The sequence below is a fragment of the Phaeacidiphilus oryzae TH49 genome (assembly GCF_000744815.1).
GTDB classification, from domain to species: domain Bacteria; phylum Actinomycetota; class Actinomycetes; order Streptomycetales; family Streptomycetaceae; genus Phaeacidiphilus; species Phaeacidiphilus oryzae.
Genome location: NZ_JQMQ01000005.1, coordinates 1,562,326 through 1,586,594 on the forward strand (window position 1 = coordinate 1,562,326; position 24,269 = coordinate 1,586,594).

Annotated in this window: 17 protein-coding genes and 1 riboswitch; of the genes, 7 read left to right on the plus strand and 10 right to left on the minus strand. The window is 74.5% G+C overall.

From position 1 onward, the window contains the following. Positions 1-116: 116 nt before the first annotated feature. Positions 117-1,244, minus strand: coding sequence for an NDMA-dependent alcohol dehydrogenase (locus BS73_RS11290; RefSeq protein ID WP_037571503.1), 1,128 nt, complete (start codon positions 1,242-1,244; stop codon positions 117-119). A 268-nt stretch (positions 1,245-1,512) separates the two neighbouring features. On the opposite strand from BS73_RS11290, the gene BS73_RS11295 reads away from it, so the two are divergent. Further along, positions 1,513-3,318, plus strand: a complete 1,806-nt coding sequence (locus BS73_RS11295) for a class I adenylate-forming enzyme family protein (protein ID WP_200886682.1) — start codon at positions 1,513-1,515, stop codon at positions 3,316-3,318. A gap of 97 nt (positions 3,319-3,415) precedes the next feature. Here BS73_RS11295 and BS73_RS11300 read toward each other — a convergent pair whose 3' ends face one another. The 3 genes from BS73_RS11300 to BS73_RS11310 form a co-directional block, all read right to left on the minus strand. Beyond that, a complete protein-coding gene (locus BS73_RS11300) occupies positions 3,416-4,429 on the minus strand; it encodes a peptidyl-alpha-hydroxyglycine alpha-amidating lyase family protein (RefSeq protein ID WP_200886683.1) in 1,014 nt (337 codons plus the stop codon). Between the two features lie 118 nt (positions 4,430-4,547). Beyond that, positions 4,548-5,435, minus strand: a complete 888-nt coding sequence (locus tag BS73_RS11305) for an aldo/keto reductase (protein WP_037571504.1) — start codon at positions 5,433-5,435, stop codon at positions 4,548-4,550. A gap of 49 nt (positions 5,436-5,484) precedes the next feature. Next, positions 5,485-6,600 (minus strand): bile acid:sodium symporter family protein, encoded by a 1,116-nt coding sequence (locus tag BS73_RS11310; protein WP_084703967.1) that lies wholly within the window; start codon positions 6,598-6,600, stop codon positions 5,485-5,487. 153 nt (positions 6,601-6,753) lie between these two features. On the opposite strand from BS73_RS11310, the gene BS73_RS11315 reads away from it, so the two are divergent. After that, complete coding sequence (locus BS73_RS11315; protein WP_152617580.1) at positions 6,754-7,770, plus strand: helix-turn-helix domain-containing protein; 1,017 nt, start codon at positions 6,754-6,756, stop codon at positions 7,768-7,770. Positions 7,771-8,206: 436 nt separating this feature from the next. Here BS73_RS11315 and BS73_RS11320 read toward each other — a convergent pair whose 3' ends face one another. Next, entirely contained in the window at positions 8,207-9,070 is an 864-nt protein-coding gene (locus BS73_RS11320) for a bifunctional 5,10-methylenetetrahydrofolate dehydrogenase/5,10-methenyltetrahydrofolate cyclohydrolase (protein WP_037571507.1), read from the minus strand. 21 nt (positions 9,071-9,091) lie between these two features. Beyond that, positions 9,092-9,176, minus strand: a riboswitch (ZMP/ZTP riboswitch). 44 nt (positions 9,177-9,220) lie between these two features. Here BS73_RS11320 and BS73_RS11325 point away from each other — a divergent pair. Next, the gene (locus BS73_RS11325; RefSeq protein ID WP_037571508.1) at positions 9,221-10,156 is read left to right on the plus strand and encodes an SDR family oxidoreductase; all 936 of its coding nucleotides are present in this window, start codon (positions 9,221-9,223) and stop codon (positions 10,154-10,156) included. A gap of 127 nt (positions 10,157-10,283) precedes the next feature. On the opposite strand, the gene BS73_RS11330 is transcribed toward BS73_RS11325, so the two are convergent. Next, positions 10,284-11,213, minus strand: coding sequence for an ROK family protein (locus BS73_RS11330; protein WP_037571510.1), 930 nt, complete (start codon positions 11,211-11,213; stop codon positions 10,284-10,286). Further along, entirely contained in the window at positions 11,210-12,697 is a 1,488-nt protein-coding gene (locus tag BS73_RS11335; RefSeq protein ID WP_037571511.1) for an APC family permease, read from the minus strand. The genes BS73_RS11330 and BS73_RS11335 overlap by 4 nt, the downstream gene beginning before the upstream one ends. A gap of 135 nt (positions 12,698-12,832) precedes the next feature. Between BS73_RS11335 and BS73_RS11340 the strand changes: the two genes are divergently transcribed. After that, entirely contained in the window at positions 12,833-14,053 is a 1,221-nt protein-coding gene (locus BS73_RS11340; RefSeq protein WP_051939817.1) for an ROK family transcriptional regulator, read from the plus strand. 206 nt (positions 14,054-14,259) lie between these two features. Beyond that, positions 14,260-14,727: an SRPBCC family protein gene (locus BS73_RS11345; protein ID WP_235215375.1), complete on the plus strand. Its 468-nt coding sequence runs from the start codon at positions 14,260-14,262 to the stop codon at positions 14,725-14,727. A gap of 65 nt (positions 14,728-14,792) precedes the next feature. On the opposite strand, the gene BS73_RS11350 is transcribed toward BS73_RS11345, so the two are convergent. From BS73_RS11350 to BS73_RS11360, 3 genes are all read right to left on the minus strand, one after another. Then, positions 14,793-17,552, minus strand: a complete 2,760-nt coding sequence (locus tag BS73_RS11350; protein ID WP_051939818.1) for a TIM-barrel domain-containing protein — start codon at positions 17,550-17,552, stop codon at positions 14,793-14,795. Between the two features lie 250 nt (positions 17,553-17,802). Next, positions 17,803-18,198, minus strand: a complete 396-nt coding sequence (locus tag BS73_RS11355) for a PaaI family thioesterase (protein WP_037571512.1) — start codon at positions 18,196-18,198, stop codon at positions 17,803-17,805. 42 nt (positions 18,199-18,240) lie between these two features. Further along, positions 18,241-19,659: an MFS transporter gene (locus tag BS73_RS11360; protein WP_235215376.1), complete on the minus strand. Its 1,419-nt coding sequence runs from the start codon at positions 19,657-19,659 to the stop codon at positions 18,241-18,243. 274 nt (positions 19,660-19,933) lie between these two features. Here BS73_RS11360 and BS73_RS11365 point away from each other — a divergent pair, with 274 nt between their 5' ends. Further along, complete coding sequence (locus BS73_RS11365) at positions 19,934-23,026, plus strand: helix-turn-helix transcriptional regulator (protein ID WP_037571514.1); 3,093 nt, start codon at positions 19,934-19,936, stop codon at positions 23,024-23,026. Positions 23,027-23,233: 207 nt separating this feature from the next. After that, positions 23,234-24,241 carry an aldo/keto reductase gene (locus BS73_RS11370; RefSeq protein WP_235215377.1) on the plus strand — a complete coding sequence of 336 codons (1,008 nt, stop codon included), beginning with the start codon at positions 23,234-23,236 and terminating at the stop codon, positions 24,239-24,241. Positions 24,242-24,269 lie beyond the last annotated feature (28 nt).

Here is a 24,269-nt window from a genome sequence, read left to right on the forward strand (position 1 = left end):
CGGCGTGGGAGGGTTGCACCCCGGCCTCCGCTGCCGCGTGCGGACCGTAAGCGGCGGGCCGCGCAGTTCCCCGCGCCCCTGACTGGCGCCTGCGGCGCTGCGCAGGGCGCGCGCCCCTACCAGTCCTGCTCGCCGTAGACGATCACGCCGCGGAGGTTGCGGCCCGCGCGCATGTCGGCGTAGCCCTGGTTGATCTCCTCCAGGCGGTAGGTGGTGGTGATCAGCTCGTCGAGCTTCAGCCTGCCCGCGCGGTAGGACTCCAGCAGGCGGGGGATCTGGGTGCGGGGGCCGATGCCGCCGAAGATCGCGCCCTGGAGGCGCTTCTGGAGGAGGGTCAGGGTGAAGAGGTTGACCTTGGCGTCGATCTGGTCGTAGGACCCCATGCCGGTCACCACGACCTGGCCGCCCTTGGCGGTGAGGTCCAGCGCCGGCTGGAGGTGGTCGCCGTCGGTGTAGCCGATGGTCAGGATGGTGGTGTTGGCCATCTGGCCCCAGGTGATCTCGCCGATCGGGCCGGCCGCGTCGGCCATCGACGCGTAGGCGTGGGTCGCGCCCAGCTCCAGCGCCTTCTTCCGCTTGAACTCGACCGGGTCCACCGCGATCACGTACCGGGCTCCGGCCGCCGCCGCGCCCTGCACCGCGTTGATCCCGACGCCGCCGACGCCGACCACCGCCACGGTGTCGCCCGCCTTGGTCTCGCCGATCTCGACCGCGGAGCCCCAGCCGGTGGAGACGCCGCAGCCCAGCAGGGCGGCCTTGTCCAGCGGCACATCCTTCTCGATCTTGATCACGGAGGCCTGGTTGACCGTCACATACGGGGCGAAGGTGCCGAGGAGGCACATCGGGAAGATCGGCTGGTCGCCCATGGTGATCCGGTGGGTGCCGTCCGAGAGGGCCTTGCCGCCGAGCAGCCCGGCGCCGTGGTCGCAGAGGTTCTGCAGGCCGCTGGAGCAGGGCCGGCAGGTGCCGCAGGCGGGGATGAAGGCGAGGACCACGTGGTCCCCCTCCTCCAGCCCGGTCACCCCGGGGCCGACCTTGGTGACCGTGCCGGCGCCCTCGTGCCCGCCGAGCGCGGGATAGCCGCCGATCGGGGTCGCGCCGGTGCGCAGGTGCTCGTCGGAGTGGCAGAGCCCGGACGCGGCCAACCGCACCTGGACCTCTCCGGCGACGGGGTCGCCGAGGTCGATCTCCGCGATCTCCCAGTCCTTGCCGGGGGCGGTGAGGATGGCGGCCTTCGTCTTCATGCGGTGTCCCTCCCGAGGGATCCGTAGGAGTCGGCGCGGCGCGGCTGCCCATCCGGGCAGGCCGGAGGAGCTGACCCGACGGTAGACCGGGACCGGCCAATCCGCCAGGGTCGCCACAGGCCCGGATGGGCGGCCACAACGGCCCGCCGCACGCCCCTGTGGACGGCCCTCGGCACGACCGCCCCGAACTGCTCGGTGCAGGGGGATGGTGCGCGGCGGAGCCCGGTCGTACGGTCGAGCGGGAACGGATGATCATCAGGAGGTACGCGTGACCGAGCTGCGGCTGACGGAGGATCAGGTCCAGGAGCGGCTGACCGCCCCGGGGGCGTTCTTCGAGATGGAGACCGTGGAGGTACGCGGTGTCCGGCTGCGGGCCTGGAAGAACTCGCCACCGACCCTGCGCGCGGTGCTCGAGGCCTCCCGCGGCCACGGCGGGAAGCCGTTCCTGGTCCTGGGCGAGGAGCGGTACAGCTTCGAGGAGCACTACCGCGCGGTGGCGGCGCTGGCGCGGCGCCTGGTCGGCCGGTACGGGATCCGGAAGGGCGACCGGGTCGCCATCGCGATGCGCAATCTGCCGCAGTGGTCGATGGCCTTCTGGGCGGTGGTCTCGATCGGGGCGGTCGCGGTGCCGCTGAACTCGTGGTGGACCGCCGAGGAGCTGGAGTTCGCCCTCCGCGACTCCGGCACCCGCCTGGTCTTCACCGACAGCCGACTGGAGGAGCGCCTGTCGGAGGTGCTGCCCGAGCTCGGCATCCCGTCGGTCGTCACCCGGATCAGGGCCGACGAGGCGAGCGGGCGCTCGGCGGGCTCCGGCGCCGGCGGGAGCCGTCTGCGGGACGGCGCCGTCCACTTCGACGAGCTGATGGCCGACCCGCAGGCGTCCGGAGCGCCCGGAGCACCCGGCGCCGAGCCGCCCGCGGTGGAGGACGAGCCGCCCGCGGTGGAGCTGGAGCCGGAGGACGACGCCACCATCCTCTACACCTCGGGGACGACCGGCCGCCCGAAGGGCGCCCTGGGCACCCACCGCAACTCCGCCGGCAACATCCTCACCACCGTCTACGCCGGGATGGCCCCGCAGGTCGCGGCCGGCGCCACGGTGGAGGAGCTGCTCGCGGCCTCGGCCTCCGGCGACCAGTCGCGGGTGACGCTGCTGTCGGTGCCGTTCTTCCACGCGACCGGCCTTCACTCGGTGCTGGTCTGCTCGCTGGCGCTGGGCGGGAAGCTGGTCCTGATGCACAAGTGGGATCCGGAGGAGGCGCTGCGGCTGATCGAGCGCGAGCGGGTGACCGGCTTCGGCGGCGTGCCGACGATCGCCTGGCAGGTGCTCAACCACCCGCGCTTCGAGGAGTTCGACACCTCCAGCCTGACCGGGGTGAGCTACGGCGGCGCGCCCGCCTCCCCCGCCCTGGTGGAGCTGATCGGCAGCCGGCTGCCGGAGCGCAGCCCCGGCATCGGCTACGGGCTGACCGAGACCTCGGCCGGCTGCGCCTACAACAACGACGAGGAGTACCGGCAGCGGCCGGACAGCGTCGGCCGGCCCTCGCCGGTCGCGGACGCCCGGATCGTCGCGCCGGACGGGGAGACCGACCTGCCGGTGGGCGAGGTCGGCGAACTCCTCATCCGCGGGCCGCAGGTGGTGACCGGCTACTGGAACCGGCCGGACGCGACGGCGAACGCCTTCACCGACGGCTGGCTGCACACCGGCGACCTGGCCAGGCTCGACGAGGAGGGCCACATCTTCATCGTCGACCGGGCGAAGGACATGGTGATCCGCGGCGGCGAGAACGTCTACTGCACCGAGGTCGAGTCGGCGCTGGTGGAGCATCCGGCGGTGTTCGAGTCGGCGGTGATCGGGGTGCCGCACCGCGAACTCGGCGAGGAGGTCGGCGCGGTGGTCCACCTGCGGCCGGGGCAGTCGGCGACGCCGGAGGAGCTGAGCGCGTTCCTGGGCAAGCATCTGGCGGCGTTCAAGGTGCCGACCCACTGGTGGCTGCGCCACGAGGAGCTGCCGCACAACCCGAACGGCAAGCTGATGAAGACCCAGCTGCGGAAGGAGCTCCTGCCGGAGGGCTGAAGAAGCCCGCAGAGGCCGGAGAAGCCGTGGAAACCACCGGAGCCGCGGAAACCGCCGGAGCCGTGGAGGCCGCGGAAGCCGCGGAAGGCGCCGGGGGTCAGCCCGCTCGGAGGCGCCGGAGCTTCTGGACTCCGCGCAGCCGGGCCGGCTCCGGGACGCCGGGGAAGAGGGTCGGCCAGTCCGCGTGGCCGACCTCGCCGACATAGAGGTCGCCGGCGGAGTCGAAGGCCAGGGCGTGCGGGGAGAGGAACTGCCCCGGCGCCTGGCCGGGCGCGGCCAGCACCCCGGCCGAGATCTCGGAGAGGACGGTGCCGTCCTCCGCCAGGACGGTCACCCGGGGCCCCAGGTTGGGCACCTCGTACTTGATCGCCCCACGTGGCGCCAACTCCCCCACCACCAGCCGGAGTCGGCCGTCCTCGCCGAGGTGGGCGGCGAGGCCGCTGGGCCGGTGGATCCCGTTGACGGCGGAGAGGAAGCGGCCGTCGGCGTCGAAGACCTGCACCCGGTGGTTCTCCCGGTCGGCGACCAGCACCCGGCCGTCGCGGGGATCCACCGCGAGGTTGTGCGGAAGGTTGAACTGCCCTTCGCGGGCCCCTGGTTCGCCCCAGCCCCCGATCAGCCGGGCGGTGCCGCCGTCCAGCGCGTAGACGTGCACCCGGGCGTTGCCGTAGCCGTCCGAGACGTAGAGGCGGCCGTCCGGGCCGACCGCGGTGTGGGTGCAGCAGCAGAACGGGCCGCCGCTCATCGGCTCCACGGGGCTGCCTGGCACACCGATCTCCAGCAGCGGTTCGCCGTCCAGGGTGTAGCGGCGGACGGTGTGGTCGCCGTTGTCGGTGAGCCAGAGGCTCTCGCCGTCCGGGTGCAGCGCGGCGCCGTGCGGGTTGACGAACGCGCCCTCGCCCCAGGACTGCTGGAAGTCCCCGTCGGCGTCGACCACGACCACCGGGTGCGGTCCCCGGTTGAAGAGGTAGACCCAGTCGCGGCGGTCGACGGCGATGCCGGCGGTATCGCCGAGCTCGAACCCGGCGGGCAGCCGCGGCCAGGACTCCTCCGGGGTGAAGCGGTACGGGTCCGATCCCAGGGCCCAGGGGTCACTCCGGCTCAGGCTCACAGCTTTCGACGCTGACACAGCCGTATGTCCCGCGCAATGCCTGAGGCGACGTCAGCCCCGGTGCTGTTGCGGGGAGTTGAGTCCGATCCGGCGGCGGGGCCGGACGCCGGGGAGCGGTTCAGGCGCCCAGCGGGACCGGCTCCACCGCATCGAGGAGGGACAGGTCCTCCTGGTCGAGGGAGAAGGAGTCGGCCGCGAGGTTCTCGTCCAGGTGGCCGAGCGAACTGGTGCCGGGGATGAGCAGCATCCGCTCGTACCGGGCGAGCAGCCAGGCGAGGGCGACCTGCGTCGGCGTGCGGCCGTGCTTCCTCGCCACCGCGCTCACCCGCGGGTCGGCGGCCAGGTGGGTGGGGCCGCCACCGCCGAATGCCGATCCGAGCGGGAAGAACGGGACGAAGGCGAGGCCGTGCTCCCGGCAGAGCCGCAGGACGGGCTCGTCCGCGCGGTTCAGGATGCTGTACGCGTTCTGCACGGAGACCACGCCGACCGCGTCGATCGCCGCGCGCACGGTGTCCGCGCCGACGTTGGAGACGCCGATCATGTCGATCTTGCCCTCCTCGCGGAGCTCGGCGAGGGCGCCGAGCTGGTCGGCGAGCGGCGGCTCGGCGCCGTCCGGGAGCTCGCGCTCGAAACGGCGGAGGTTCACCAGGTCCATCCGCTCGACCCGCAGGCTGCGGAGGTTCTCCTCCACCTGCCTCTTGAGGGCGGCCGGCTCGCCGCTGGGCAGCCAGGCGCCCTTGTCGTCGCGGCGGGCGCCCACCTTGGTCGCCAGCCGCAGGCCCTCCGGGTACGGGTGGAGCGCCTCGCGGATGAGGTCGTTGACCACGTCGGGGCCGTAGAACTGGGCGGTGTCGATGTGGTCGACGCCGTGCTCGACGGCGTGCCGCAGCACGGCCTTCGCCGCCTCCGGGTCGGCCGGCGGCCCGAAGACGCCGGGGCCGGCGAGCTGCATGGCGCCGAAGCCGACGCGGTGGACGGTCTTGTCACCGAGGTATGAGGTACTCATGGCCCCACTGTGCGCCCCCGCCCACCGGCCGGCCAGAGAAGGCCTGTCCCTAGGACTGGGAGTCCGCACCCTGCGGGAGCCCGTCCTCATCCCGCGGAAGCCCCTGCGGGAGCCCGTCCTTCCGAGGCTCCCCCGGCAGCCCGTCCCGGCCGGAGCCGCGGGCGCGGGACATCCAGGCGGCCGCCATCGCGCCGCTGACGTTGTGCCAGACCGAGAAGATGGCCGCCGGAAGGGCCGCGACCGGGCTGAAGTGGGCGGTGGCCAGGGAGGCCGCCAGCCCGGAGTTCTGCATCCCGACCTCGAAGGCGAGCGACCGGCTGGCCGGCCGGCCCAGACGGGTGGCCTTCCCCGCGCCGTAGCCCAGCAGCAGGCCGAGGCCGTTGTGGAGGACCACGGCCAGCAGGACCACTCCGGCCGCGCTCTTGATGACGCCCGCGCTGCCGGAGATCACGATCAGCACGATGACCCCGACCACCAGCGCGGAGAGCCACGGCAGCAGCTTCAGCACCCGGCCGAGCCAGCGGCCGCAGAGCCACCGGACGAGCAGTCCGGCCAGCACCGGGACCAGCACCGTCTTCAGGATGTCGGTCATCATCGCGCCGGCCGCCACATGGACGTACTCGCCGGCCAGCAGCCGGACCAGGGCGGGCGTGGCGAACGGCGCCACCAGCGTGGAGACGGTGGCGACGGAGACCGAGAGCGCCACGTCGCCGCGGGCCAGGAAGGTGACCACATTGGAGGCGGTGCCGCTGGGCGCGCAGCCGACCAGGATCACGCCCGCCGCCAGCTGCGGCGACAGCCCCAGCAGATGGGCCACCGCCCAGCCGAGCCCCGGCATGATGACGAAGTGGGCGACCAGCCCGACCAGCACCGCCCACGGCCGGCGCCGGATGGTGGCGAAGTCCGGCGGCGTGAGGGTGAGGCCCATGGTGAACATCACCACGCCCAGCAGATAGGGGGTGGAGGTCGACCAGCCCTTGAACTCGCCCGGCCAGAAGAGGCCGATCAGGCCGGCGACGATGACCAGCACGGGGAAGACGGTCACGGCGCGGCGGGCGGCCCGGTCCGTGGCGGGGAGTTCGGTGGGCGGCTGGGCGGCGGACCGCTCGACGGTCGCCTCGCTCTCCGGGCCCCTCTCCTTGTCGGATCTCTGTTCGGTCGTCATCGGCGCAGCGTACTAACGTTCTCCTTATCCGGAGCGGACTGTCCGTCTCCTGGACCGGAGGACCGTCGAAGGAGAGTGCGGAAAGCGGTTACGATCCCGCAGTAGGTAGGAATCGGGCGAATTCCCCGATTCTCATACGAAGGGTGTGCATCGGTGCTGGAGCGCTTCGGGTTGGGACCGGAGGTCGAGCAGGTCTACTCGGCGCTGCTGGGCTTCCCGGAAGCGGACGCCGCCGAACTCGCCGCCGCCTCCGGGCTCCCCGAGAACCGCGTCCGCGCGGCCGCCGCCGAGCTCGTCGCGGCGCGGCTGGCCCATCCACTGGGCGACTGCTGGCGCGCGGACTCCCCCGAACTCGGCCTCGGCAGCCTGCTGACGGAGCGTCAGCAGCAGCTGGACGAGGACCGGGTGGAGCTGGAGCGGATCGCCTCCGCGTACCGGCGGGCCACGGTCGCCCGCGAGGGCAGCCCGCAGGTGCGGGTGCTGGCCGGACGGGCCGCGGTGGCCGACGCCATGCGGCATGTGCAGATGAGCGCGCGGCGGGAGGTGCGCGCGCTGGTGCGCCCGCCGCTGGTGGCGATCCCGCCGGCGGAGAACGCCTCGGTCCAGTTCCAGCGGATGGCGGACGGGCTGGTCTACCGGGTGATCTACGACCAGAACGCCGCCTCGGGATCCGGCGGCGAGTTCCTGATCAGCCACTCGCTGGAGGCCGGCGAGCAGGTCCGGGTGGCCGACGAGCTGCCGGTGAAGCTGACCATGTCGGACTCCGGGCTGGCGGTGGTCGGCATCGGCGACGAGTCCTGGGACACCGGACCGGGGCTGACCGACCGGGAGCCGACCGCGCTGCTGGTCAGCCAGCGCAGCCTGCTGGTCGTGCTGGGCGAGCTCTTCGAGCGGCTGTGGTCCGAGGCCACCCCGGTGCCCGCCGGCACCGCCGACCCGGCCGCGCTCGCCGCGGGCGCCGCCCCTGCGGAGGCGGACGGCCGCCCCAGCGCGACCGACATCCGGCTGCTGGCCCTGCTGGTGGCCGGCCTGCCGGACCGTGCGGTCGCCACCCACCTCGGCATCGGCACCCGTACGGTCGAGCGACGGGTCCGGGCCCTCGCCGACCAGGCAGGCGTCCGCACCCGGATCCAACTCGCGGTCCACGCGGTGCGGGTCGGCTGGATCTGACCGCGCCGGCGTGCTGGCCGGCGGGTGCCGGCGGCCCGCGCCGGACGCTCGGAGAACGGCGACGCGACGAAGCCCACCGCTGGCGACCGAAGCGGTTGCGGCAGCGGCGGTGGCGACGGCGGTGGCGGGCCCGAGGGGATCGGACAGGCCCGGCTCGGCCGCGACCGCGACCCGCCAACGCAATCACGGTCGCGGCCGCGACCGCCGCCAACCGCAACGGCCAGCCCGGCACGCGGCCGCAGCCGCACAGCCGCACAGCCGCACAGCCGAACCTCCCGGCTCTCACCCAGGCACTCGCCACCGGACGGGGACGGCCCGGCGAGGCTCCACCCTGCCTCCAAGATCACCTCGACCGGGACGCGCCACGCCCGGAGTCCCCCGTTCGGCCGTCCGCGACCGCCCGGACCAGGGGCCGGGCGCCCGGACTACCCGCCGGTCAGGCCGAGCCGCCGAGCTGCCGGGCGGCCGCGTCGACCGTCTGCGCGAGCAGCACCGCGATGGTCATCGGCCCCACCCCGCCCGGCACCGGGGTGATCAGGCTCGCGCGGGCGCTCGCCGACTCGAAGTCCACGTCCCCGATGTTGCCCGGGTTGTAGCCGGCGTCGATCACCACCGCGCCCGGCTTGAGGTCCTCGCCGCGGACCAGCCGCGGGCGGCCCACGGCGGCGACCACGACGTCGGCCTCCCGCAGCTCCGCCGCGAGGTCGCGGGTCCGGGAGTGGCAGTAGGTCACCGTGGCGTCCCGGGCGAGCAGCAGCATCCCGACCGGCCTGCCGAGGATCGCGCTGCGCCCGACCACCACGGCCTTCCGGCCGGCGAGTTCGACCCCGTACTCGTCGAGGAGCCGCATGATCCCGCCGGGGGTGCAGGACTGGAAGCCGGGCAGCCCGAAGCCCATCGCCCCGAAGGAGTGGACGGTGACGCCGTCCACGTCCTTCGCCGGCGCGATCGCCTCGAAGGCGGCCCGCTCGTCGATGTGCGGCCCGACCGGGTGCTGGAGGAGGATGCCGTGCACGGCGGGGTCCTCGGACAGCCCGGTGAGGGTGTCCACCAGCTCCTCTGTGCCGGTCTCCGCGGGCAGCGCGAGGTGCCGGGACTCGATGCCCGCCTTGGCGCAGCGCGAGCGCTTCATCCGGACGTAGGTCACCGAGGCCGGGTCCTCCCCCACCAGGACGGTGGCCAGGCAGGGCGCGGAGCCGGTGCGCTCGGTGATCGCGGCCGCGCGGGCGGCGGTCTCCTCGGTGATCCGGCGGGCGAGCGCCGTCCCGTCCATCAGGCGGGCCGAAGCGGTCAGGGTCATGTCGCCTCCCAGGCGTCGTCGATGCTTCGCCCAGGCGCACGGCAGTGGTTCCGCCGGGCCGCTCCCCGGTGGTACTCCACCTCAAGCGCCAGTCACGGCCCGGGGCCAACGGTACCCCCGATTGTCAGACCCCTGGGGCAGGGTGGTCGCATGGACCATCACCCCTCACTCGGCGGGCGGATCGCACTGGTCGCCGGGGCCACGCGCGGGGCCGGCCGCGCACTCGCGGTCGAACTCGGCCGCGCCGGCGCGACGGTGTACGTCACCGGCCGCACCACCCGTGAGCGGACCAGCGAGGTCGGCCGCGACACAGAGACCATCGAGGAGACCGCGGAGCTCGTCACCGCCGCCGGCGGGGAGGGGATCGCGGTCCCCACCGACCACCTCGACGAGGAGCAGGTCCGGGCGCTGGCCGAGCGCGTCGACCGCGAGCGCGGCCGGCTGGACATCCTGGTCAACGACCTGTGGGGCGGCGAGCATCTGCTCGCCGGCGGCTCGCTCTTCGGCCGCAGGGCCTGGGAGACACCGCTGGCGGACGGCCTGCGCATCCTGGAGCTCGGCGTCCGCTCGCACCTGGTCACCGCGGCCCTGCTGCTGCCGCTCCTCATCCGCTCGGACGCTCCGCTGCACGTCGAGGTGACGGACGGGACGGCGGCCGCCAACCGCCGCTACCGCGACAACCTCTACTACGACCTGGCCAAGAACGCCCCGATCCGGATCGCCTTCGGCCTCGGCGAGGAACTCGCGGACCACGACGGCACGGCCGTCGCGGTCTCCCCCGGCTGGCTGCGCTCGGAGCAGATGCTCGCGCACTTCGGCGTCACCGAGGAGAACTGGCGCGACGCGACGGCCCAGGAGCCGCACTTCGGCATCGCCGAGTCGCCGTACTACCTCGCCCGCGGGGTCGCCGCGCTGGCCGCGGACCCGGAACGCGCGCGGCGCTGGAACGGGAGGTCCACCTCCAGCGGCGAGCTGGCCAGGGTCTACGACGTCCGGGACGTGGACGGCAGCCGACCGGACTCCTGGCGATACCTGGAGGAGGTCGTCCATCCCGGCAGACCCGCCGACCCGGACGCGTACCGCTGAGGGGGCCCCGAGCGGGGTAACGGCGACTGGGCCGCGCTGCCCTGCCGCCGCCCGCTGCGGCAGGGCAGTTGGCCGGCCACGCAGTCCGCCGCGCGCCCTTCCGAAGTCGCCGCGCGACTCGCCGGGGCTACGCCGACGCGGCGGCGTCCAGCGCCAGGGCGGTCGCGCCCGCGAGGGAGGCGCGCGCGTCGAAGGCCGCGGGGACCAGCTTCGGCGGGAAGGGGACGGCCGCGTCCAGCACCCGTGCCAGCCGCGGCAGGATGTAGCCGCCGGACTTGGCGGCCATCCCGCCGCCCACCGCGACGACCTCCGGATCGAACACGCAGGCCAGATTCGCCAGATGGACCCCCAGGGTGTCCAGCGCCTCATCGAGGAACTCCGCCACCGCCGGCTGCCGCTGCCGCCCCTCCGCCGCCAGCGCGAACACCTCCGCCGTCGACACCGTCCGCCCCAGCAGCTCGGACCCCCGCGCCTCCAGCCCGATCCCCGACACGTACTCCTCCAGCGGCGCCCGGCCCGCCGCCGCGCCCACCAGCCGGTCGGCGCCCAGCAGTTGATAACCGAGCTCGCCGCCGGCGCCGTGCGCGCCCCGCACCACCCGGCCGTCGATCACCGGCGCCGCCGCGATCCCCGTCCCGAGGTTGAGGTAGATGCCGTACGGGACCCCGGCGAGGGCGCCCCAGCGGGCCTCGGCCAGCGCCGCCGCCCGTACGTCGTTGTCGGCGGCGACCCGCTGGACCCCGAAGGTCCTCCGCAGCAGCTCCGGCAGCGCGAGCCGGTCCCAGCCGGGGTTGTTCGGGGCGAACAGGATCCGGTCGTCCTGGACGATGCCCGGCGAGACGGCCGCGACCGCGGCCAGCGGGCCGTGGCCCTCGGCGGCCGTCCGGCGGGTCAACTCCCGTCCGCACTCGGCCATCCGGCGGATGATCTGGTCGGCGCCTGCAGCCGCCCGGGTGGGGATGGACTCCTCGTGGAGGACCGTCCCGTCCGGGGCCGCCGTCGCCAGCGCGGTCTTGGTGCCGCCCAGGTCGATCGCGAGTACGTGCTGACCGGTCATGCGCCCTCGGCCGCCTCGGCTGTTCCGGCCGCCTGGGCCGCCTCGGCCGCCTCGGTCTGCGCGGTCAGATAGCGCTCCTCCACCTGCTTCTCGCCGAACGGCCAGCCCTTCTCCTTCCTGGCCCACACCAGGAACGAGAGGGCGCCCAGCGCGACCCAGGCCAGCGACCACTCGATGGGGTGCCGCCCCGGCGCGTTGTGGTCGGCGACCACGTACATATAGGCCCAGCCCACGAACGTGAGCACCGCCGGCACCGGGTAGAGCCACATCCGGTACGGCCGCCGCAGTGTCGGCTGACGCCGTCTCAGCACCACCAGGGCGACCACCTGGGAGAGGGTCTGCACCAGCACCATCACGGTGGTGAGCAGCTGGATCAGGGTGCCCATGTCCGTGTGTCGGCCGATCATGAAGCCGATCGCGGTGATCACGCCCATGGTGATCAGTCCGGCGGTCGGAAAGCCGTGCCTGGGGTGGAGCCGGGCGAAGGAGCGGAAGAACACGCCGTCCCGTGCCGCGTCGAAGGGCACCCGGGAGCCGCCGAGGAGGCCGGCGAAGACCGAGGCGAAGGCGGTGATCAGGATCAGCGAGGTGACCACGTCGGCCGGGCCGCGCCCCCAGGCCTGCTCCAGCACCACCGACGCCATCGACTGGTAGACCGCCGAGTTGGGGTCGAGCATCCGGTGCCAGTCCACCGCGCCCAGCACACCGATCTGCAGCAGCAGATAGATCGCCATCACGCCGATGACCGCGCCCACGGTCGCCCGGGGCAGGGTGCGGCCGGGCTGCTTCAGCTCGCTGCCCAGGTAGGCGGCGGTGTTGTAGCCGAGGTAGTCGTAGACGCCGACGGCCAGGCCCGCCCCGAACGCGCCCCAGAACTTGGCGCCGAAGAGGTTGAACGCCCCGTGGGGGTAGGTGAAGGCGAGCCCCGGGTGGAAGTGGGTGTACGCGGCGACCATCACCAGCGCGGCGGCGACCAGCATCACGCCCCACAGCACGGTGCTGAGCTTGGCCACGAAGTCGACCTTGCGCCACAGCAGCAGCACGACCAGCACGATCAGCACGAGACCGACGATGTCGCCGGTGCCCTTCCCCATCGTCGGCCAGAGGTAGCCGAGGTACTGGACCAGGCCGACCACGCCGGTGGACATGGTCAGCGGGATGAAGAGGATCGCGGTCCAGACGAAGAGGAACGGCATCAGCTTGCCGCTGCGGTACTGGAACGCCTCGCGGAGGTAGACGTAGGTGCCGCCGGCGCCGGGCATCGCCGCGCCCAGCTCGGCCCAGACCAGTCCGTCGCAGAGGGCGAGCAGCGCCCCCGCGATCCAGCCGATGATGGCCTGCGGGCCGCCGAACGCGGCGACCATCAGCGGGATGGTGATGAACGGGCCGATGCCGACCATCTGACTCATGTTGAGCGCGGTGGCCTGCACCAGGCCGATGCGGCGGAGGAGTCCTCCGCCGGCCGCTGCGGTTCTCTCGGACACGACGCTGTGCCTGCCTTGCTGCCGGGGACGCTGGATATCTGAATGTAACGAGTCTTTCTTAATGAATTCAATACACCTCGGAGTGAGCTACCCGACACGTCTGCCGCCCCCGCCGGACCTGCCAGAATGTCCCCCATGCCGCCCACCTGGTCCCGCCGCCCGAGCTCCGACCGCGCCCCGGGCGCGATGCGCGGGCCCGGCAGCATGCGGGAGGCCAACGAGCGGCTGGTCCTCGACCACCTGCTGGCCCGGCCGGAGGCCCGCTCCGCCCCGCAGCTGGCCGCGGACACCGGCCTCTCCCGGCCCACCGCCAACCAGGCCCTGGCCCGCCTGGAGGCGGCCGGCCTGGTACGCCAGTCGGGCCGCCGCACCGGACAGGCCGGGCGCGCGGCCAGGCTCTTCGAGCCGGACCCGGACGCCGGGCGGGTGCTGGCCGCCCACGTCGGCGAGGGCCGGGTGCGGCTGCTGCTGGCCGACCTCTCCGGCCGGGTCGTCGAGCGGCAGTCGGTCGAGGTGCCGGACGGCACCGACCTCGCGGCGGAGACCGCGCAACGGCTGACCGGGCTCCTCGCCGCCCACGAGGTGCCGTGCGAGCGGGTGCTCTCGGTGGTCGTGGGCAGCCCCGGCACCTACGACCCGGGCAGCCACCGGCTCTGGCACACCGCGAACCTCCCCGGCTGGGACGGTCCGGCGCTGCTGCCGCTGCTGCCGGCGGAGCTCGGCCCGCTGGTCCGGTTCGAGAACGACATCGACCTGGCGGCGGTCGCCGAGCACACGGACGGCGCCGGACGCGGGGTGGACGACTTCGTGCTGCTGTCGGTCGGCGACGGGGTCGGGCTCGGCGCGTTCTGCGGCGGGCGGCTGCATCGGGGATCGCACGGCTCGGCCGGGGAGATCGCCTTCCTGCTGGTCGGGGCGGAGGACCCGAGGGGGCCCGCGCGGGAGCGGGGCGCACTGGAGAGCGCCGCCTCCTCGGACGCGCTGCTGGCCGCCGCGCGGGCGGCGGGCCTGGGCGAACTCGCCGAGCCGGCCGAGCTGTTCGCGCTGGCGGCGGCGGGGGACGCGGCGGCGCTCGCGGTCCAGGACCGCGAGGTCGACCTGCTGGCGCGGGCCCTGGTCGCGGTGGCCGCGATCCACGATCCGGAGCTGGTGGTACTGGGCGGACCGGCGCTGGGCGAGCACGCCGAGAGCCTGCTGGGCCCCCTCGCCGACCGCTTCAGCGCGCTGGTCCCGCTGCCGCTCCCCGCGCTGACGGCCTCCGCCACCGGTGCAGACGCGACCCTCTCCGGCGCTCTCGCCCACGCCCGCCGGCACGCCTGGCGGGAGGCCCACGCACGCGCCTGCGCGGCGGGCTGACGGCCTGCGGCGCGGAGTGCCAAGCGCCGCGCCAAGCGTCAAGCGCCGAACGCCGAACGCCGTCGCCGGCGGCGAACGGCCGCGTCCGTCCGGAACAGGTCGCCCCGCCCCTGGACTTCCCCGGCCCCGCGGCCAACACTCGCGTCCGGACAGGCGCTCTTCGACGACGGCGGCGCGGAGGCCGTGCCGCGTGGGGAGGACATGTGGTGGCGGAGGAGTGGGAACCGCAGGCGGAGGTGGCGGCAGAACGGTCGCTGAGGCGGACGGCGGAGATCGGCGCGCCGCCGGAGAAGGTCTGGCAGGTCGTCGGCGACTTCCAGTCGCTCGGCGACTGGCACCCCTCCGTGCCCCCGGCGGAGCGCGAGGTCGGGCCGGACGGCGGGGAGTTCCGGGTCTTCAGGCTGGGCGGCCAGGAGGTCGCCCGCGAGCGGCTGGTCGCCCGCGACGACGCCGAGCGGCGCTACAGCTACGCGATCGTGGACCCGTTCCTGGCGATCAGCGACTACGTCGCCACCCTCGCGGTGCTGCCCGCCGCCGGCGGCTCCCGCGTCGAGTGGACGGCGACCTACCGCGCGCACACGGCGGAGGCCGTCGCCCAGGTCGAGGAGATCTTCGGCGACGGCACGTACGGCGCGGGGCTGGAGGCGCTGCGCGAGCGCTTCGCCGGCGGGTGACTGCCTCCGCCGGCGGGTGACGCCCTCCGGCCCGGCCGGAGCGGCGTCACCCGCCGGCGTCCGGCTCAGCCGGTCAGCACCACCCGGAAGGCGTGGCCCGTGGGGACCACCGGAGTCTTGACCGTGGTCACCCCCGTCGCCGGGTCGTAGTACCAGCCGGAGGCCGCGCCGCTCAGCGCGGCGGCCGAGGAGGCCTCCGCCAGCCGGTGGCCGTCGGCGACCGCCCCCGAGGGGGCGTGCCCGCCGCCGTGGACGGTGAGGAGGTACGAGCGCGCCGCCGGCTTTCCGCTGTAGTCGCCGACGCTGGCGCCGATGGACAGCACGGTCGAACCGCCGCCCGCCGACTGGGCGGTGACGTTCTGGGTGGCCGAGGAGCCGTCGGCGAACTGCCGGGTCGTTCCGTCGTCCTCGTAGAGGCTGAAGGCGGAGCGGCCGCCGCGGGCCCGGGACGGGTAGACGTCGTAGTCCAGCTCGCCCTTGTCCCGGGTCTGCCAACTCGTCGTCCCCTGCGGCCACATGGGCACGATCGAGCCCGACTTCACGAAGAGCGGCAGGGTGTCCAGCGGAGCCGAGTAGCCGTTGACGGTCGTCGGTCCGTGGTACGTCTTCCCGGTCCAGTAGTCGGTCCAGTCGCCGGCCGGCAGGTAGATGCCGTCGCGGACGTCCGAGTCCTGGTAGACCGGGGCCACCAGGAAGTCGGAGCCGAGGAGGAACTCCTCCTTGGCGTCCGGGCCCACCGCGTTCGGGTCGTCCGGGTACTCCAGGTAGAGCGGGCGGACGGCGCCGACGCCGGTCTTCGTCGCCTCCTCGGAGAGGGTGTACATGTACGGGATCAGCCGCTCCTTCAGCTGGAGGTACTTGCGGTTGATCGAGGTGTACGGCTCCCCGTCCTGCCAGGGGTGCTGGTCGACCTTGGCGCCGCTGCCGATCTCCGTCGCCCAGCCGTCCATGGTCATGATGGCCGGCAGGAAGGACTTCCACTCCAGGTCCCGGGTGTACATCTTCGGGTCGTGGCGGTAGATCGAGCCCACGTCGCCGGTGTCGTACGCGATGCCGGACATGGTCGCGCCCGCGTAGGTCGGGATCTGCCAGCGGATGTAGTCCCAGGAGAGCTGCTGGTCCCCGGACCACAGCACCGAGCAGCGCTGGGCGCCCGCCCAGGAGTTGGGCATCCAGACGAAGCCGCGGGCGTCGCTGTTGTCCTCGATCCCGGACTTGGCCTGGTCGCAGGCGTTGAGGGCGAAGTCGTAGCCGTTGCCGACCCAGGCCACGTCCAACTTCCGTACCCGGACGCCGGCCTGGACCTCGGCGGCCTGGTTGGGCAGGCCGTTCTGGGTCCAGAGGCCGAGCTGGGCGTCGTCTCCCCGCAGGCCCTCGCCGGTCTGCTGGAGGTTCTCGTAGCCGCAGCCGTAGCCGTCGTTGACCAGCATCCAGCCGAGCGGCATCTGCTGCGCCTTGTACTGGTCGGCGACCTTCACCGCGTCCAGGGTGTGGCGTTCGCCGCGGTTGGCGTTGTGGAGGTAGCAGTCGGAGTCGCCGGGCTCCAGGCCGTAGACCGGGGGCATGAAGGGCTTGCCGACCAGCGAGGTGTAGTCGCCGATCACCCGCTTGGCGTCGCCGAGCATGTAGTAGGCGTCGAACCGCCGCTCCTGCTGGCCGAGGCTGAGCGGGGAGCCGAAGTCGTACACCCCCGGGCTGAAGGTGTTCCGGAAGACGCCGTAGCCGGCACTGGACCAGTAGAAGGGCTGGGAGTTGTTCCAGCCGCCCTCGTTCCAGTCGAAGCTGTTGCCGACGTGCATCACCGTGTCGCGGTGCGAGAAGCTGCCGTTCTGCTCCCCACCGCCGAAGAACTGCTCGCCGGCGCCGTGGTCCAGGGACTGCCGCATGCCGTCGGTGGACCAGCGCAGCGGCTTGTCCTCCTGCCAGACGCGGGTGCGGTTGTCGGCCTTGTAGAGGCCGAGCCGCAGCGGCGACTTGTAGACCCGCAGGACGGCGTCCCTGCTGCGGACGCCGTAGTAGGCGCCGGCGTCCCAGGAGGTGGTGGCGGTGTCCGCGGCCGGCTGGTGCCGGATCATCGGGTCGGTGCCGCCGGGTCCTGTGAAGGTGCCGTCCGGGGCGGCCTGGATGCGGAGCTGGTCGTCGGCCAGGAAATCGATCCGGCCCTTGAGCTGCCCGGCCGTCAACTGGTAGCTGCCGTGGCCGCCGCCGAAGGAGGTGAGGTCCCCGGCGTCGGTGGTCTGCGGCAGATACGCCTTGCCGGTGAACGAGGCATTGCTGACGTCGTAGGGCACCACCAGGACGGTGTAGGTGCCGTTGGCCGGGTTCGGGATGACGGTGGCCTCCGGGTCGGCGGTCCCGGCGCTCTCCGCGACCTCCTTGCCGGAGGAGTCATAGATGTACATGTCGAAGTCGTCGGACTGGTTCGGCCAGCTGATCGAGACCGGTACGCCGCCCTCCGGGTTGTCGTCCCAGAAGCCGGCGGGGGCGTCCACGGTCAGGCTGAACCGGTCGCAGACGGTGTCGCCCGGGTCGGCGGTGGCGGCCGGGCAGCTGTCGGCGCCGCCCTGGGTGCCCTTGGCGTAGGTCGGGCTGGTCCAGGTCAGCGAGGTGTTCCCACCGTCGAGGGTGCCTCCGGCGGCGCTGCCGGTGGAGGCGCTGCCGGTGGCGGCGCTCGCGGCGGCGGTCGCCGCAGCCGCGGACGGCGTGCCGCCCGGGGCGAGCAGCCCTCCGAGGGCGAGCGCGCAGGCCGCGCCGGCCGAGGCGAGGACGGCCAGCGGCCTGCGCGCGGTGCGCGGCGGCCGGGGAGGGCGGAGGAGTCTTCGCACGGGCGGTTCTCCTGTCTGGGAGGTCGACTGCGGTGCCTGGCCGTGCCGTCGATCGAGCCGCTGCGCGGGGGTTGCGCGAGCGCTGCGCGAAACTGCATGGAACGCGCAGACTTCGCGCAGCTTCGAACCTCGATCGCCAGCAGGATTCACAGCCCGCACAAGGGCTGTCAATAGCGCCTGCGATAACAGGAGTTGCCGACCGCCCTCGGGCCCAGGGCCGAAGCCCCTCTGCCGCCCCGGCCGGAGCCCCTCAGCCGAGGACGATCTGGGTCTGCGCGGTCCGTGCCACCAACCGCTTCTGATCGTCCGTCAGGTCGGTCTCCACGGTGATCAGGGTGCGCCCGGCGTGGACCACCCGCGCGACCGCGTGCACGGTCCCCCCGCGTACCCCGCGGAAGAAGCGGGTGGACGAGTCCACCGTCGAAGTACCGGCGCCCTCCGGGAGGTTGAGGAAGGCGCAGACCGCGCCGACCGAGTCGGCCAGCGCCATCAGCGCACCGCCGTGGAGGACACCGCCCGCCGTGCAGCGCTCGGCCGCCCAGGGCAGCGAGCCCCGGACCTCCTCCGGCTCCGCCTTCTCCAGCCGCACGCCGATCCCGGCCGCGTGCGGCATCATCGCGAGCAGCTGCTCGGGGGTCGCGTCCATCGATCCACACTCCTCGGTAAGCAGGTAACGAGTACCGGAAACCTACGACGCCGGCGTCTCCGCGCCGTCCCGCGGCAGGAACTGGACCAGCAGCGCCAGCAGCAACTCCCCTGCGGTGAGCGCGATCAGCGACGGCTCGAAGGCGTGGGCGTAGGGGGCGGGGGCGACTCGCTCGACCTGCCCGGCGTGCCCCGCCCCGGCGCCGGTGCCCAGCGCGCCGTAGAAGACGATGCCGATCAGCGCCACGCCCAGCGCCCCGCCAATCTGGGTGACGGTGGCCAGCACCCCGGAGGCGGCGCCGGCCAGTCGCGCCGGGACTTCCCGCAGCGCCCGCCCGGTGATCGGCGCCAGCACCATCCCCATCCCGACCCCGTCCACCAGCATCCCGGGCACCAGCCACCAGGTCGCCGGGCTGCCGCCCGCGTCCCCGACGTGCCGTACGCCCGCCCACAGCGCCAGCAGGCCGGCCACCATCAGCAGCGCGCCGGCCGCCATCGACTGCCGGCCGAGCCGGGCCTCGATCCGGTGGGCCACCATCGAGGTGCCCAGGTATCCGGCGCCGATCGCCATGAAGAACAGCCCCGAGGTGAGCGCGCTGAGTCCGCGCCCCATCTGCAGGTACAGCGCCAGCACCAGGAAGTACGAGCCCTGGCCGAGCATGAAGACCAGTTGCGCGGCGGTGCCCAGGGTGAACGCCCGGGAGCGGAAGAGCGCCGGCGGCAGGATCGGCTCGCCGCCGGTGGCGGCCAGCCGGCGCTGGTGGACGCCGAAGCCCGCGAAGGCCGCGGCCGAGACGGCGAAGGACACCCAGGTCCACAGCGGCCAGCCGGCCGCCCGGCCCTGGATCAGCGGCAGGACCAGGGCCACCAGCGCGGTGCCGAGGAGCACCGTCCCCGGGTTGTCGAACCGCGGCCGCCGCGGCGAGCGCTCCTCCGGCAGCACCCTGGGGATCAGGGCCAGCGCGGCGGCGCCGACCGGCAGGTTGATCAGGAAGCAGGTGCGCCAGCTGAGCCCGAGGATGTCGGCCTGGATCAGCGCCCCGCCGATCAGCTGGCCGAGCACCCCGCCGATGCCCATCGTCAGCCCGTACATCGCGAAGGCCCGGGCCTGCGCCGGGCCGCTGTACCGGGTGCGCAGCACGGCCAGCACCTGGGTGCCGGTCAGTGCGCCGCCGACGCCCTGGGCGACCCGGGAGGCGATCAGCACCGCAGGGTCGGGGGCGAGGCCGCAGGCCAGCGAGGCGAGGGTGAAGAGGCCGAGGCCGAGGGCGAAGACCCGGCGCCGGCCGTACCGGTCGCCGAGCCGCCCGGCCGGGATCAGGCCGACGGCGAGGGCGATGGCGAAGGCGGCGATCACCCACTGGACGGCGGAGGGGCCGGCCCGCAGATGCGCCTGGAGCGAGGGCATCGCCACATTGACGATGAAGACGTCGAGCGCGGTCATGAAGGTCGCGGCCAGCACGACCGGCAGCAGGGCCGGGTGCGGGGCGGACGGGCCGGACGTGACGGACGGGGACGTGACGGGCCGGCTGGACCGGCCGGACCGGCCGGACCGGACAGTGGCGGGAGCGGTCCGCAGGGGCCGCCTCGCCGCGGGTTCCTGGGCGGTGGAACTCACCTTGCCTCCAAGGGAAGTGGGGGCGGCGCGGTGCTCCGCGCGCCGGAGACCAGGCTGCGGCGAAGAGGGGGTCCGGCGAATCTGTCACGTATCAGTCGCACATGGGTACGCTCGCCCCATGCCGATGAGCCTGCACGGACGTCGTGAGGAACTGGAGGCGATCCGCCGACTCCTGGATGCGGCCGAACGGGACGGAACCGGCGGCTCGCTGCTCCTGCTCGGCGACCCCGGCATCGGCAAGACGGCCCTGCTGGACGCCGCCGCCCGGGAGGCCGACGCGGCGGGGATGCGGGTGCTGCGTGCGACCGGCATCGAGTCGGAGGCCGAACTGCCCTTCGCCGCACTGCAGATGCTGCTCGCCCCGGATCTGGGCGCGGTCCGCTCGGCCCTTCCAGCGCCCCAGCTCCAGGCCCTGGAGACCGCGTTCGGTATGTCCGCGCCGTCCGCGAACGGCTCCTCCGCCGCCGACGCCTCGGCGGGGAACGGCTCGGCCGGGACCCCGCCGGCCTCGCAGCGGCTGGTCACCGGGCTCGCCGTGCTGAGCGCGCTGACCGAGCTCGCCGCCGTGGCGAAGCAGCCCGTGGTCTGCCTGATCGACGACGCCCACTGGGTGGACCGGGCCTCCGCGGACGCCGTACTGATCGCCATGCGGAGGCTTCAGCGGGACCCGGTGGTGGTGCTGGCCGCCGCCTGGCCGAGCGCCGAGGACGCGGCGGAGGGCGTCCCGGTGCTGCGGCTGGGTCCGCTGGCCCCGGCGGACGCGGCGGCGCTGCTGGACGAGCGGGCGGCCGGACTGCCGCCCGCCGCCCGCTCCGCGGTCCTCCGCGAGGCGCAGGGGAACCCGCTGGCCCTGACCGAGCTCCCGCGCGCGGACCGGATGGGCCACGGCCACGCCGCCGCCCACCCCGACCGCCCCGACCACCCCGACCGCGCCGGCCATCCCGTCCCTTCCGACCGCGCGGAACCCTTCGCCGGCGGAGACCACGCCGATCCCTCCCCCGACGGCACGCCCCCGCTCACCCGGCGGCTCCAACTCGCCTTCCTGGACCGGGCCCAGCGCCTCCCCTCGGGCACCCGGGCACTGCTGACCACGGCCGCCCTGGAGGAGGACGGCGATCTCGCCGCCGTGCTGCGGGCCACCCGCCTGCTGCACGCCACCGGTCCCGCCCCGGAGACCGGCGCCGACCCCCTCACCGATCTCCGCGCGGCCCTCGACGCGGAGCTGGTCTCCGTGGAGGACGGCCCCGGCGGCGGCGGTGACCGGCTGCGCTTCCACCATCCGCTGCTCCGCGCGGCCCTCCGCCGGCAGGCGACCGTGCTGGAGCGCCGCCGCGCCCACGACGCCCTGGCGGCCGTTCTGGACGGCGAGCGCCGGGCCTGGCACCGCGCGCTGGCGGCGGACGCCCCCGACGAGTCGGTCGCCGCCGACCTGGAGCGCACGGCCCTCACCGCCCGCGCCCGCGGCGGGCACGCCGCCGCGGCCGCCGCGTACCAGCAGTCGGCCCGGCTCAGCACCCGCCCGGACCGGGCCGCCCAGCGGCTCACCCTGGCCGCCGAATCCGCTCTGGCCGCCGGCCGGTTCACCCACGCCCGGCTGCTGGCCGCCGAGGCCGCCGAAACCGCCGACGCCGCCGGGCAGGCCCCGGAGGGCACCGGGCGGGCCTCAGAGGGGATCGCCGGGCAGGCCCCGGAGGGCACCGCCGGGACGCGGGCCCGGGCCGAGGCCGTCCACGCGGCGGCCCGCTTCTCCCAGGGCGAGTACCCCTCCGCCCACCAGTTGCTGCTGGACGCCGCGGCGGCTCCGGCCCCGCCGCCGCTGGCCGCCCGGCTGCTGCTCCAGGACGTCCATGTGGCCTGGTATCTGGGCGCCCACCGGCTGGCCGAGACGGCGTCCGCGCTGGACGCCCTGCCGCCGCTGCCGCCCGGCGATCCGACCGGCCCGCTGGTCGGCTACGTCCGCAGCGCCCTGCGGGGGGTGCTGGACTCGTTCACACCGGCCGCCGAGCCGGGCCCCGGCCGGGAGTCCGCTGCGGTCCCGCCGCCACCGTCACCGTCACCGCCCCCGCCGCCGCCGATCCGCGAGACGGTGCTGGAGGCGCTGCGCCTCGGCGCCGACCTCCCCCGCGACCTGGTCCAGGTCTGCGGCACGACGCTGGCCGTCGGGGACGACGCGACCACCCACGAGTTCGCCGCCGAACTGCTGGAGGCCGCCCGCGCGCAGGGGGCCGACGGCCTGCTGCCCACCGTGCTGTTCTTCCTCGCCGAGGCCGAGCTCTTCCACGGCCGGCACCGCGACGCCCTGGCCGACGCCACCGAGGCGCTGCGGGTCGCCGAGGAGACCGGGCAACGCCAGTGGACCGGGCAACTCCACGGACTCCTCGCCTACTTGGCGGCGCTGGACGGCGACGCCGAGCGCTGCCGCGCGGCCGCGGACCGGGCCCGCAGCGCGCCCGGCGGAGACGGCCCGACGGCCCCCGGCGACTCCTGGGCGCTGTGGGCGCTGGGCCTCCTGGACCTGGGAGCCGGCCGGGCCGAGGACGCCCTCTCCCGGCTGCTCGCGCTCGCCACCGGACCGCACGGCCACACGGTGGCCGCCACCCACGCCGTGCCCGACCTGGTCGAGGCGGCCGTCCGGCTGGGCCGGCCGGAGGCCGCCGCCGAGCCGCTGGCCCGCTTCGAGCGCTGGGCCGCCTTCGCCCGCCAGGCCTGGGCGGACGCCCTGGTCCAGCGCTGCCGCGCGCTGCTCGCCCCGGACGAGTCCGCCGAGGCCCACCACCTGGCGGCCCGGGACGGTGTGCAGCCGCTGCACCGGCCGTTCGAGCACGCCCGCAGCACCCTCCTCTACGGCGAGTGGCTGCGCCGCGCCCGGCGGCGCTCCGAGGCACAGGCCCAACTCCGGCGTGCACTGGAGGGGTTCGAGCGGCTCGGCGCCGTGCCGTGGGCCCGCAGGGCGGCCACCGAGCTGCGCGCGGCGGGCGGCACCGGCGAGGCGGCCGGGGCGAAGAACGGGAGCGCGACGGAGGACCTCGCGACCGCGGACCTCACCCCGCAGGAGCTCCAGGTGGTGCGGCTGGCCGCCCGAGGCCTCTCCAACCGGGACATCGCCGCGCGCCTCTTCCTCAGCCCGCGGACCGTCGGCCACCACCTCTACAAGGCCTACCCCAAGCTCGGCGTCTCCTCGCGGACCGAACTCGCCGGTCTGCTGGCCTGATCGGAGCCGCCCCTCGGCGGGCGGCCCGGCTTGGCGGCCCGGCTGTCTCTCCACGGCCGGATCAGGGCACGACCGGATCAGGGCACGGCCGGATCAGGGCAAAGGCTGCGCGCGATCCGCGCTGTACCTTGCCCCCTTCGCCCACACATGGCAGGTTCTCGAGGGCAGCGACAGCCTGGCCCAGCGCCGCTACGGAAGGATCCGACCGTGACCGTCCCCCCGCCGAGCGCCCCCGTGCCGAGCGTCCCGCTGCCGAACATCCCGGTGCCGCTCTCCCGGCTGGTACTCGGCACCATGACCTTCGGCGACACCGTGGACCGGGCGGGCTGCGCGACCATGCTGGACGCCTCCCTGGACGCCGGGCTCACGGCGGTGGACACCGCCAACGGCTACGCCGGCGGCGAGAGCGAGCGCATCCTCGGCGAACTCCTCCGCACCCGCCGGGACCAGGTCCTGCTGGCCACCAAGGCCGGCATCCCCCACCCCGACCAGGGCGACCACCCGCCCCTCTCGCCCGCCGGCATCCGGGCCGCCCTGGAGGGCAGCCTCCGCCGGCTGGGCACCGACCGCGTCGAGCTCTTCTACCTCCACCGGCCGGACCGCTCCACCCCGATCGAGGAGACCCTGCGGACGGTCGCCGAACTGGTCGCCGAGGGAAAGGTGCTGGCGCTGGGCGTCTCCAACTACGCGGCCTGGCAGATCGGCGAGCTGGTGCGCACCGCGGACGCCCTGGGCGCCCCGCGCCCGGTGGTCGCCCAGCAGATGCACAACCTGCTGGCCCGCCGCCTGGAGGAGGAGTACGTCGAGTACGCCGCCACCACCGGACTCCACACGATGGTCTACAACCCGCTCGGCGGCGGCCTGCTGACGGGCCGTCACCGCTTCGACCGGGCACCCGGCGGGGGCGGCCGGTTCTCCGACTCCCGGGTGGCCGCGATGTACCGCGAGCGGTACTGGGACCGCCGGCTCTTCGAGGCCGTCGACCGGCTCTCCGCGATCGCCGCCGACGCCGGGATCCCGCTCGCCGAACTCGCCCTGCGCTGGCTGCTGGACCGCCCCTCCACGGACTCCCTGCTGCTCGGCGTCTCCCGCCCCGAGCAGCTTCGGGAGAACCTCGCCGCCGCCGCGGCCGGTCCGCTGCCCGCCGAGGTCACCAAGGCCTGCGACGAGGTCGGCGCCGACCTCCGCGGCCCGATGCCGGCCTACAACCGCTGAGCCCCCCTCATCCCCGCCGAGCTGCCAG